Annotated in this window: 11 protein-coding genes and 1 tRNA gene; all 12 read left to right on the top strand. The window is 56.5% G+C overall.

The annotated features are described in order from the left end of the window. Window positions 1–99: 99 nt before the first annotated feature. The 12 genes from ALP40_RS06510 to ALP40_RS06455 all read left to right on the top strand — a co-directional run bounded on the left by ALP40_RS06510 (window position 100) and on the right by ALP40_RS06455 (window position 11,124). Complete coding sequence (locus tag ALP40_RS06510) at window positions 100–1,827, top strand: tetratricopeptide repeat protein (protein WP_122207487.1); 1,728 nt, start codon at window positions 100–102, stop codon at window positions 1,825–1,827. A 4-nt stretch (window positions 1,828–1,831) separates the two neighbouring features. Beyond that, window positions 1,832–2,449, top strand: coding sequence for a lipoprotein insertase outer membrane protein LolB (gene lolB / locus ALP40_RS06505; RefSeq protein WP_122207486.1), 618 nt, complete (start codon window positions 1,832–1,834; stop codon window positions 2,447–2,449). A 2-nt stretch (window positions 2,450–2,451) separates the two neighbouring features. Continuing rightward, on the top strand, window positions 2,452–3,300 hold the full coding sequence (ispE, locus tag ALP40_RS06500) for a 4-(cytidine 5'-diphospho)-2-C-methyl-D-erythritol kinase (RefSeq protein ID WP_122207598.1): 849 nt from the start codon (window positions 2,452–2,454) through the stop codon (window positions 3,298–3,300). 37 nt (window positions 3,301–3,337) lie between these two features. Continuing rightward, window positions 3,338–3,412: transfer RNA gene (locus tag ALP40_RS06495), tRNA-Gln, on the top strand. A gap of 45 nt (window positions 3,413–3,457) precedes the next feature. Further along, entirely contained in the window at window positions 3,458–4,399 is a 942-nt protein-coding gene (locus ALP40_RS06490) for a ribose-phosphate pyrophosphokinase (RefSeq protein ID WP_002552145.1), read from the top strand. A 138-nt stretch (window positions 4,400–4,537) separates the two neighbouring features. After that, the gene (locus ALP40_RS06485; protein ID WP_122207485.1) at window positions 4,538–5,149 is read left to right on the top strand and encodes a 50S ribosomal protein L25/general stress protein Ctc; all 612 of its coding nucleotides are present in this window, start codon (window positions 4,538–4,540) and stop codon (window positions 5,147–5,149) included. 165 nt (window positions 5,150–5,314) lie between these two features. Beyond that, complete coding sequence (gene pth, locus ALP40_RS06480) at window positions 5,315–5,899, top strand: aminoacyl-tRNA hydrolase (protein WP_004879811.1); 585 nt, start codon at window positions 5,315–5,317, stop codon at window positions 5,897–5,899. 21 nt (window positions 5,900–5,920) lie between these two features. Then, complete coding sequence (gene ychF, locus ALP40_RS06475) at window positions 5,921–7,021, top strand: redox-regulated ATPase YchF (RefSeq protein ID WP_122207484.1); 1,101 nt, start codon at window positions 5,921–5,923, stop codon at window positions 7,019–7,021. A 263-nt stretch (window positions 7,022–7,284) separates the two neighbouring features. Then, window positions 7,285–8,358 (top strand): dTDP-glucose 4,6-dehydratase, encoded by a 1,074-nt coding sequence (gene rfbB, locus ALP40_RS06470; RefSeq protein WP_122207483.1) that lies wholly within the window; start codon window positions 7,285–7,287, stop codon window positions 8,356–8,358. Continuing rightward, window positions 8,358–9,263 carry a dTDP-4-dehydrorhamnose reductase gene (gene rfbD, locus ALP40_RS06465; RefSeq protein WP_122207482.1) on the top strand — a complete coding sequence of 302 codons (906 nt, stop codon included), beginning with the start codon at window positions 8,358–8,360 and terminating at the stop codon, window positions 9,261–9,263. Before rfbB ends, rfbD begins: the two co-directional genes overlap by 1 nt. After that, complete coding sequence (gene rfbA / locus ALP40_RS06460; RefSeq protein WP_122207481.1) at window positions 9,260–10,150, top strand: glucose-1-phosphate thymidylyltransferase RfbA; 891 nt, start codon at window positions 9,260–9,262, stop codon at window positions 10,148–10,150. Before rfbD ends, rfbA begins: the two co-directional genes overlap by 4 nt. 35 nt (window positions 10,151–10,185) lie before the next feature. Next, window positions 10,186–11,124: a glycosyltransferase gene (locus ALP40_RS06455; protein WP_122207480.1), complete on the top strand. Its 939-nt coding sequence runs from the start codon at window positions 10,186–10,188 to the stop codon at window positions 11,122–11,124. The last annotated feature ends 57 nt before the right edge of the window (window positions 11,125–11,181 follow it).

Genomic DNA, 11,181 nt, shown 5'->3' with positions numbered 1-11,181 from the left:
TCAAAACAAGCATTGCAGTAGTTTTTCCGACGGCTGTGGGTTTGCCTACAGCCTTGTGTCATGATGCCCCAAACCGCAGGTAAGCCGCCCTTCTTATATATGAATAGATTCTCCGCGTTGTTCCTTGCCCTTGCCTTTCTAGGCGGCTGTCAGTCAATGACCCCCGTTTCGTCGCAGCCCGATACTGCGCAGAAAGATACCCCGCCCGCGCCCGCCCCCAAGCCGCAGGTCTACGGTTCGTTCACTCAGGAGACCTTCGTCAGCCTGCTGAGCGCAGAGCTGGCCGGGCAACGCAACCGTTTCGACATTGCGCTGGACAACTACGTGACCCAGGCGATCAAGACTCAGGATCCTGGGGTGTCGGAACGCGCCTATCGCATTGCCGAATACATGGGTGCCGATCAGTCGGCGCTGGAGACATCGCTGATTTGGGCAAAAAACGATCCGAAGAATCTCGAAGCGCAACGGGCCGCCGCGATTCAACTGGCACGTTCCGGCCGCTATGACGATTCCATGAGGTACATGGAAAAAGTCTTGCAGGGACAGGGCGACACGCATTTCGATTTTCTGGCCCTGTCAGCGGCGGAAACCGATTCCGACACACGCAATGGTTTGCTCAAGAGCTTTGACCGGCTGCTGGGAAAATACCCCAACAATGGTCAACTGATCTTCGGCAAGGCACTGTTGCTGCAACAGAACGGCGAGTCCGAACAGTCGCTCAAGTTGCTTGAAGACAACCCTGCGAAAGAAGGCGAAGTTGCGCCGATCCTGCTGCGCACCCGACTGCTGCAAAGCATGGGCCGCGGCAAGGAAGCGCTGCCCATTCTGGAAAAAAGCATCAAGAAATACCCTGACGACAAGCGCCTGCGCCTCACTTACGCTCGCATGCTGGTTGAACAAAACCGCATGAACGACGCAAAGGTGCAGTTCTCCAGCCTGTTGCAGCAATACCCCGACGATGATGACCTGCGCTTTTCACTGGCGCTGGTCTGCCTGGAAGCCAAGGCCTGGGATGAGGCGGCGGGCTACCTTGAAGAATTGATCGCCCGTGGCGCTCACGTCGACTCGGCGCACCTGAACCTGGGCCGCATCCACGAAGAACGTAACGACCCACAAAGTGCGCTGGACGAATACGCGCAGGTCGGGCCCGGCACCGATTTCCTGACCGCGCAGTTGCGTCAGAGCGACATCCTGATCGGCAACGGTAACGCAGCAGAAGCCTCCAAGCGGCTGGCAGAAGCCCGGGAAGCTCAGCCCGAGTTTGCCATCCAGCTTTACCTGATCGAAGCCGAGACGCTGACCAGCAATGATCACGCCGACCGTGGCTGGCAGGTGCTAAGCCAGGCGCTCAAGCAGTACCCGGACGACATCAACCTGCTTTACACGCGCGCCATGCTCGCCGAGAAACGCAATGACCTGGCGCAGATGGAAAAGGATCTGCGCGCGATCATCAAACGTGAGCCTGAGAACGCAATGGCCTTGAATGCGCTGGGCTACACGCTCTCCGACCGCACCACGCGCTATGCCGAAGCGAAGGCGCTGATCGAAAAAGCCCACGAGATCAACCCGGACGATCCCGCGGTACTCGACAGCCTGGGCTGGGTCAACTACCGCCTGGGTAATCTCGACGAGGCCGAACGCCTGCTGCGCAAGGCCCTCGAACGCTTTCCCGACCACGAAGTCGCAGCCCATCTGGGCGAAGTACTCTGGGCCAAGGGTGAGCAGCGCGAAGCCCGACAGGTATGGGCCAAAGCCCTTGAACAACAACCCGACAGCCCTATTCTGCGCAGCACTCTGCGGCGCTTGACCGGATCAGAGACCCTTTGACGTTATGTTTTTGCGCCATGTAATCGTATTCAGCTTCATCGCCCTGCTCGCCGGTTGCGCCGGCCTCACTTCCCGCGAAGCGGTTCAAGGCCAGGGTGACCCTGCGCAATGGCGCGAGCACAAACAGCAGTTGAGCAGCCTCGACGGCTGGCAGATCAACGGCAAGGTTGGTATCCGCGCACCTAAGGATTCAGGCAGCGGCACACTGTATTGGCTGCAACGCCAGGACTATTACGACATCCGTCTTTCCGGCCCCTTGGGGCGCGGCGCGGCACGCCTGACCGGCCGTCCTGGCGCCGTCGCCCTCGAAGTGGCCAACCAGGGCCGCTACGAGGCCAAGACACCTGAAGAACTGCTCCAGGATCAATTAGGCTGGCGGTTGCCGGTTTCGCACCTCGTCTGGTGGGTCCGCGGCCTTCCCGCCCCGGACAGCAAGAGCCAGGTCACACTGGATGGCGACAGCCGGTTGGCGAGCCTGGTGCAGGACGGCTGGCAGATTGAATACCTGAGCTATGTCGAGCAGAACGGCTACTGGCTCCCCGAACGCGTGAAACTGCACGGTCAGGACCTAGACGTCACGCTGGTCATCAAGGATTGGCAGCCTCGCAAACTGGGGCAGTGATGATGAATACGCCCCAACTCCTGCTGCCTGCACCGGCAAAGCTCAACCTGATGCTGCACATTCTTGGGCGTCGCCCCGACGGCTACCACGAGCTCCAGACGATCTTTCAGTTTCTCGATTACGGTGACGAGCTGGGTTTTGCCATCCGCGAAGACGGCGAAATCCGCTTGCAGAGCGACGTAGCCGGCGTCCCTCACGACAGCAACCTGATCGTCAAGGCGGCCCGCGCTTTGCAAAAACAATCAGGTTGCACGCTTGGGATGGATATCTGGCTGAAAAAACGTCTGCCTATGGGCGGCGGGATCGGCGGCGGAAGCTCGGATGCAGCGACCACGCTTTTGGGCCTGAACCACTTATGGAATCTTGGCTGGGATGAAGATCGACTCGCAGCGCTCGGCCTGACGCTGGGTGCCGACGTTCCGGTTTTCGTCCGTGGACACGCGGCTTTTGCAGAAGGCGTCGGAGAAATTCTGACCCCCGTAAATCCGGAAGAACCTTGGTATTTGGTGCTTGTTCCGCAAGTCGCTGTAAGTACAGCAGAAATTTTTTCAGATCCGTTGTTGACACGCGACTCTCCTCCCATTAAAGTGCGCCCCGTTCCCAAGGGAAACAGTCGAAATGACTGTAAAGCGGTTGTAGAGAGGCGTTATCCAGAAGTACGTAACGCTTTGAATTTGTTAGGTAATTTTACCGAAGCAAAATTAACCGGAACTGGAAGTTGTGTGTTTGGGGCCTTCCCAAACAAAGCTGAAGCTGATAAAGTCTCGGCCCTTCTTACAGAGACCCTTACAGGGTTTGTAGCGAAAGGAAGTAACATCTCGATGTTGCATCGTAAGCTTCAAGATCTGTAGCAGGAATTGAGTGCCAGGCACTCGATTGATTCAATACAGGGGCGTCGCCAAGCGGTAAGGCAGCAGGTTTTGATCCTGCCATGCGTTGGTTCGAATCCAGCCGCCCCTGCCATTTTCTATACTCATCCAGGTTACCCTCAGCCTCTAGGTACTGCGCGTGTCCAAGATGATGGTCTTTACGGGGAATGCTAACCCCGATCTCGCACGGCGTGTAGTACGTCAGCTGCATATCCCACTGGGTGATGTTTCTGTTGGTAAGTTCTCCGACGGCGAAATCAGCACTGAGATTAATGAAAACGTCCGCGGTAAAGACGTCTTTATCATTCAGCCGACCTGCGCTCCGACAAATGACAACCTGATGGAACTCGTCGTGATGGCTGATGCCTTCCGCCGCTCCTCAGCGTCCCGAATCACTGCTGTGATTCCTTACTTTGGTTATGCCCGTCAGGACCGCCGTCCGCGTTCCGCACGTGTTGCTATCAGCGCGAAAGTCGTTGCCGATATGCTGACCGTGGTGGGTATCGACCGTGTCCTCACGGTTGATCTTCATGCTGACCAAATCCAGGGTTTCTTCGACATTCCGGTAGATAACATCTACGGCTCCCCCGTTCTGGTGGATGACATCGAAGATCAACGCTTTGAAAACCTGATGATCGTTTCCCCGGACATCGGCGGCGTCGTGCGTGCACGTGCGGTTGCCAAGTCCCTGGGTGTCGATCTCGGTATCATCGACAAACGCCGTGAGAAAGCCAATCACTCTGAAGTGATGCACATCATCGGTGATGTCGAAGGGCGTACCTGTATTCTGGTCGACGACATGGTCGATACCGCCGGCACACTGTGCCACGCGGCCAAGGCCCTGAAAGAGCATGGCGCTGCCAAGGTCTTTGCCTACTGCACACACCCTGTGCTGTCGGGTCGGGCGATCGAAAACATTGAAAATTCCGTGCTGGACGAACTGGTGGTGACTAACACCATTCCGTTGTCCGCTGCTGCACAAGCCTGTAGCCGTATCCGACAGCTGGATATCGCACCGGTAGTCGCCGAAGCGGTTCGCCGCATCAGCAACGAAGAATCGATCAGCGCGATGTTCCGCTAAGGGTTTTCCCTAAGCCTGCATCTCGTCGACGAAAAGCGCCCCGCCCTGACATCCGGTCAGGGCGGGGCTTTTTTGCCCATATCGCTCTGGCGCTGGTCGCAAACGCCATTGTGAATGTGGTTATTTTGGAGAAACAACATGAACGATTTTACTCTGAATGCTGAACAGCGTTCCGACCTGGGGAAAGGTGCGAGCCGCCGCCTGCGTCGTCTCGCTAGCCTGGTTCCAGCTGTTGTCTACGGTGGCGACAAAGCCCCTGAGTCCATCAGCATGCTGGCCAAAGAAGTTGCAAAACTGCTCGAAAACGAAGCTGCTTTCAGCCACGTTATCGAACTGAACGTTGCTGGTAAAAAGCAAAACGTTCTGATCAAGGCTCTGCAGCGTCACCCGGCCAAAGGCCACGTGATGCACGCTGACTTCGTGCGCGTAATCGCCGGCCAGAAACTGACCGCTATCGTGCCGATCCACTTCATCAACGAAGAAGCTCCGGTCAAGAAAGGCGGCGAGATCTCGCACACTACCACTGAGCTGGAAGTGACCTGCCTGCCAAAAGACCTGCCTGAGTTCATCGAAGTTGACCTGGGCGCGCTGGAAGTCGGTGACAACGTTCACCTGTCCGAACTGAAAGCCCCTAAAGGCGTTGAGTTCGTTGCACTGGCACACGGCAATGACCTGGCAATCGCCAACGTCCACGCGCCGCGTGTTGTTGCAGAAGACGACAAAGAAGCAGAAGAAGGCGCTGCAGAGTAATTCAATTACTGTGCAGAGTCGGAGTTGCTCAGGAAACATCGCGAGCGATAGCAGGCAAAGCGGGCGAGATCGCGGAGTTTACATCATGGTAAATGAGCACATTTCGTTCGTAATGCCGCTGTCGCAAGCGGTTTGAACCACAACTCCAAAGGAAGGGCCCCTGTCGTGACCGCCATACAACTGATCGTTGGCCTGGGAAATCCAGGCGCTGAATACGAACAGACCCGGCATAACGCAGGGGCTCTTTTCGTTGAGCGCATTGCTGCGGCGCAACGAGTCAATCTCGTTCCCGAGCGCAAATTTTTTGGCCTGACCGGACGCTTTTCGCATCAGGGTCAGGATGTTCGTCTGCTCATTCCCACCACGTACATGAACCGCAGCGGCCAGGCCGTGGCGGCACTCGCCGGCTTCTATCGCATCCCGGTCGACTCGATACTGGTGGCGCACGACGAACTCGATCTGCCTCCGGGCGTTGCCAAACTCAAAGTGGGCGGCGGTCATGGCGGTCACAACGGCCTGCGCGACATCATCGCGCAGCTCGGTAACCAGAACACTTTTCATCGCTTGCGGCTTGGCATCGGCCACCCAGGCGATGCCAGCAAGGTATCCGGATTTGTCCTGGGTCGAGCGCCACGCGCCGAACAGGAAAAGCTGGACGCCAGTATCGACTTTGCCCTCGGCGTGCTGCCGGATATCTTCGCCGGTGAATGGAACCGGGCGATGAAAAACCTGCACAGCCAGAAGGCCTGACATCACTCGAGGGGAAACACCATGGGATTCAATTGCGGCATCGTCGGCCTACCTAACGTCGGCAAGTCCACCCTGTTCAACGCCCTGACCAAATCCGGTATCGCGGCCGAGAACTTCCCCTTCTGCACCATCGAGCCGAACAGCGGCATCGTGCCGATGCCGGATCCACGTCTTGCAGCCCTGGCTGCCATCGTCAATCCGAAACGCATCCTGCCGACCACGATGGAATTCGTCGACATCGCAGGCCTGGTTGCCGGTGCTTCGAAAGGTGAAGGCCTGGGCAACAAGTTTCTGGCCAACATTCGCGAAACCGACGCCATCGCTCACGTGGTGCGCTGCTTCGAAGACGAGAACGTGATTCACGTCTCCAACAGTGTCGACCCCAAACGCGATATCGAAATCATTGACCTTGAGCTGATCTTCGCCGACCTCGACAGCTGCGAAAAACAGCTGCAGAAAGTGGCCCGCAACGCCAAGGGCGGTGACAAGGACGCCGTCGTCCAAAAAGGCCTGCTGGAGCAGCTGATCAGCCACTTCACCGAAGGCAAGCCGGCCCGCAGCCTGATGAAGTCCATGAGCAATGACGAAAAAGCAGTCATTCGCGGCTTCCACCTGCTGACCACCAAGCCGGTCATGTACATCGCCAACGTCGCTGAAGACGGTTTCGAGAACAATCCGTTGCTGGACGTGGTTCGCGCCATCGCCGAAGAAGAAGGCGCAATGCTGGTGCCGGTCTGCAACAAGATCGAAGCGGAAATTGCCGAACTGGACGACGGCGAAGAAAAGGACATGTTCCTCGAAGCTCTGGGCCTCGAAGAACCCGGCCTGAACCGCGTGATTCGCGCAGGCTACGAAATGCTTCACCTGCAGACCTACTTCACCGCCGGCGTCGAAGAAGTCCGCGCCTGGACCGTACGCGTCGGCGCAACCGCCCCCCAGGCGGCTGGCGTGATCCACACCGACTTCGAGAAAGGCTTCATCCGCGCCGAAGTCATCGCCTACGACGACTTCATCCAGTACAAGGGCGAACCGGGTGCCAAGGAAGCCGGTAAATGGCGCCTGGAAGGCAAGGAATACATCGTCAAGGACGGCGACGTGATGCACTTCCGCTTCAACGTGTAAGCAAAGAAAGCCATTCGAAGTCCTGAACATTCATTTGAGTGTCCAGCAAAAAGCCCCGGACTCCGGGGCTTTCATATTTCTGAACTCCCTGAATTATTTGATGGGGATGACATATCTTTCTATGTAAAATGCGCACTTTATGGTCGCCGTACATACGCCAGCATGAACGATCATTCAGGCAGATGCTCAATAATTGCGACATAATCCAGATCAATCTCCACGGACCGGGCAAAGCCTTGTCTTGAACCAAGGTGCATATTCTCTTGAAGATTTTAGTAACAGGTGGCGCTGGTTTCATTGGCTCGGCAGTTATCCGCCATATCATTTCCAATACAAATGATTCGGTTATCAACGTCGATAAGCTGACCTACGCAGGCAACCTCGAGTCGCTTCAGTCGGTAGAACACAGCGAGCGCTATGCGTTTGCGCATGTGGACATCTGCGACCGTGAAGCGATCGACAAGGTATTTCAAGAGCACCAGCCCGACGCAATCATGCACCTGGCAGCCGAGTCTCACGTAGACCGCTCCATCACCGGCCCGTCCGAGTTCATCCAGACCAATATCATTGGCACTTACACGCTGCTTGAAGCTGCACGTGCCTATTGGAACTCACTGGACGAAGCGCGCAAGAGCAACTTCCGTTTCCATCACATTTCGACGGACGAAGTGTATGGCGACCTGGAAGGCCCGGAAGATCTGTTCACCGAAACCACGCCGTACCAGCCAAGCTCGCCCTACTCGGCCAGCAAGGCCAGTTCCGATCACCTGGTGCGTGCCTGGAGCAGAACCTATGGCCTGCCTACGCTGGTGACAAACTGCTCGAACAACTACGGCCCATGCCATTTCCCTGAGAAACTGATCCCGCTGATCATTCTCAATGCACTGGAAGGCAAGCCTCTGCCTATCTACGGCAAGGGCGACCAGGTTCGTGACTGGCTGTATGTCGAAGATCACGCACGCGCACTTTACAAAGTCGTGACTGAGGGCGAGATCGGCGAGACCTACAACATCGGTGGCCATAACGAAAAGCAGAACATCGAAGTCGTTCACACCGTGTGCGCCCTCCTCGATCAACTGCGTCCGGATTCGGCTCACCTGCCACACGCCAGCCTGATCACTTATGTTCAGGACCGCCCTGGCCACGACCTGCGCTACGCCATCGACGCCAGCAAGATTCAGCGCGAGCTGGGCTGGGTGCCCGAAGAAAGCTTCGAGTCCGGCATCCGCAAGACTGTCGAGTGGTACCTCAACAATCCCGAGTGGGTTGCTCACGTGAAAAGCGGCAGCTACCAGCAGTGGATTGACAAGAACTACACCGCACGTGCCGATCAATAATGAAAATTCTTCTGCTGGGTAAAAACGGTCAGGCGGGATGGGAGCTGCAACGCTCACTAGCCGTACTGGGTGAAGTCATCGCCCTCGACCGCCAAACGGTTTTAACCGCTTATGGCGACGTGTCGGGCGACCTCTCTAACCTGAATGCGCTGCGTGAAACGATTCGTCGCGTTCAGCCTCACGTGATCGTGAATGCCGCCGCCTATACCGCGGTGGACAAAGCTGAGACTGAGCGTGAGCTTGCCCATACGGTCAATGCCCTTGCCAGTCAGGTCTTGGCAGAAGAAGCGCTTCAACTGGGTGCGCTGCTGGTCCATTACTCGACCGACTACGTCTTCAACGGCTCAGGCAGCGAGGCCTGGAAAGAAACTGACACCGTTTCACCGGTCAATTACTACGGCGCGACCAAGCTTGAAGGCGAACAGCTGATTGTCGCCTCGAGCTGCAAGCACCTGATCTTCCGCACCAGCTGGGTCTATGCCGCACGAGGCAACAACTTCGCGAAAACGATGTTGCGCCTCGCCAAGGATCGTCCGAGCCTGAACGTGATCGCAGACCAGATCGGCGCACCAACAGGCGCCGAACTCCTGGCAGACATCGCAACCGCTGCACTGCAGCAAGCGCTGGTTCGCCCTGAACTTTGCGGCATTTATCACCTGGCGCCCGCTGGAGAAGTTTCCTGGCACGCCTACGCCCAATTCGTCATCGACTTTGCTCGAGCGAACGGGGAACCGCTGGCTGTGGAAACGATCAATCCAATCGCCACAACCGAATATCCGACACCTGCGCAACGCCCACTGAATTCGCGCCTAAATACAGAAAAGTTGCGTCACAACTTCTCTCTGCATTTGCCGGACTGGCAAAGCGGCGTAACCCGCATGCTCATGGAATCTTTGAATAAATGACCACGACTAATCGTAAAGGCATCATCCTGGCCGGCGGCTCGGGGACTCGTCTACACCCCCTGACACTCGGCGTGTCCAAGCAAATGTTGCCGATCTACGACAAGCCGATGATTTTCTACCCGCTGTCGGTCCTGATGCTGGCCGGGATGCGCGAAATCCTGATCATTTCGACACCGGAAGACCTGCCCTCCTTCCGCAAGCTGCTGGGCGACGGTAGCCAGTACGGCATCCAGCTCAACTATGCTGAACAACCGACTCCGGATGGTCTGGCGCAAGCCTTCATCATCGGTGAACAGTTTATCGGCGAAGACCCTTGCTGCCTGATCCTGGGCGACAACATTTTCTACGGCCAGCACTTCTCGGAAAACCTGCGTTCGGCCAGCCAGCAGACCAGCGGCGCGACCGTCTTCGGCTACCACGTTTCCGACCCGGAGCGTTTTGGTGTCGTCGAGTTCGACGAAACCGGCCGTGCCCTAAGTATCGAAGAAAAGCCGTCGGCCCCCAAGTCGAGCTACGCGGTAACCGGCCTGTATTTCTACGACAACCAGGTTGTCGAGATTGCCAAGAACATCAAGCCTTCCGAGCGCGGCGAGCTGGAAATCACTGACGTGAACCGTGCTTACCTTGAACAGAAGAGCCTGACCGTGGAAATCCTGGGTCGCGGCTTTGCCTGGCTGGACACTGGCACCCACGAATCGCTGCTGGAAGCCAGTCACTTCGTCCACACTATCGAGCAACGCCAGGGCTGGAAAGTCGCCTGCCTGGAAGAGATCGCCTACACCAATGGCTGGATCACTTCAGAGCAATTGGGCGCACAAGCTCAGAAGCTCAAGAAAACCGGTTACGGTCAGTACCTGCAAAAATTGCTGGATCTAGGTTCTTTCTAGGCCAGTGTGGTCACTATCGCAAAGCTGTAAAACGTATGTGCGCTAAATCACCAAGAATAGCGGTACTTCTGGCAGCCTATAACGGCATGTCATGGCTTGAAGAACAGCTTGATTCCATTTTGAAGCAAGCGAATGTACGCGTCAGTGTGTTCATCAGTGTCGACCCATCTACGGACGACACTGAGACATGGTGCGCGTCCTATGCACAAGCGCACACAAACGTGACCTTGCTTTCATCAGCAGGGCGATTTGGCGGAGCTTCGCGTAATTTCTTCCGGCTAATCAGGGATGTCGATTTTTCGGCATTCGATTTCGTCGCGTTCTCTGACCAGGATGACATCTGGCATGTGGACAAGCTTGAGCGAGCTACACAGCGGTTACGGTCGGAAAATTCCGACGCATACTCAAGCAACGTTACGGCCTTCTGGCCTTGTGGGCATCGCCTGTTGCTCGACAAAGCACAGCCTCAGGTTCGCTGGGATCATTGCTTTGAGGCCGCAGGCCCAGGCTGCACGTATGTATTGAATCGTCGCCTCGCGGACGCATTTAAAGCGTCTCTTATAGAGCTGTGGGGATCAGCTCAAAGCGTCAGCCTTCACGACTGGTACTGCTACGCGTACGCTCGTAGTCATGGTTTTCAATGGTTCATTGATCCAGCGCCTGGCGTGGATTATCGACAACACGCCAACAACCAGGTTGGAGCCAATATAGGAATTGCCGCCTTCATCGCAAGACTGAAGACGATTAGCAGTGGCTGGTGGCCTGAGCAGGTCTTGCTGATCGCCCAACTGACCGGCAATTATTCTCGGTTACCCGTTACTGCAGCGCACTCCAAACGCCTGTTTTTTTTCAAGCTGATCTTTAAATCCGGACAATGCCGCAGGCGGCGACGTGATAAGTTTCTGTTCGTAGTTGCCTGTCTGGTAGCAGTGTTACGTCTGCTATTAAGGCCCGCGTCACCTAAAGTCGCCTGAGACTTTTTGCCCTGCGAGACATCCGTCGGATACGTTGAATTGCTGTATTAACGCTGC

The sequence above is a fragment of the Pseudomonas viridiflava genome (assembly GCF_003702045.1).
Taxonomy (GTDB): domain Bacteria; phylum Pseudomonadota; class Gammaproteobacteria; order Pseudomonadales; family Pseudomonadaceae; genus Aquipseudomonas; species Aquipseudomonas viridiflava_C.
This window is presented reverse-complemented; position numbering and strand designations above follow the sequence as displayed.

Excerpts from the sequence above, each read along its gene's own strand:
- ALP40_RS06510 (WP_122207487.1), top strand. The coding sequence starts at position 100 with ATGAATAGATTCTCCGCGTTGTTCCTTGCCCTTGCCTTTCTAGGCGGC.
- lolB (WP_122207486.1), top strand. The coding sequence starts at position 1,832 with ATGTTTTTGCGCCATGTAATCGTATTCAGCTTCATCGCCCTGCTCGCC.
- ispE (WP_122207598.1), top strand. The coding sequence starts at position 2,452 with ATGAATACGCCCCAACTCCTGCTGCCTGCACCGGCAAAGCTCAACCTG.
- ALP40_RS06485 (WP_122207485.1), top strand. The coding sequence starts at position 4,538 with ATGAACGATTTTACTCTGAATGCTGAACAGCGTTCCGACCTGGGGAAA.
- ychF (WP_122207484.1), top strand. The coding sequence starts at position 5,921 with ATGGGATTCAATTGCGGCATCGTCGGCCTACCTAACGTCGGCAAGTCC.
- rfbD (WP_122207482.1), top strand. The coding sequence starts at position 8,358 with ATGAAAATTCTTCTGCTGGGTAAAAACGGTCAGGCGGGATGGGAGCTG.
- rfbA (WP_122207481.1), top strand. The coding sequence starts at position 9,260 with ATGACCACGACTAATCGTAAAGGCATCATCCTGGCCGGCGGCTCGGGG.
- ALP40_RS06455 (WP_122207480.1), top strand. The coding sequence starts at position 10,186 with ATGTGCGCTAAATCACCAAGAATAGCGGTACTTCTGGCAGCCTATAAC.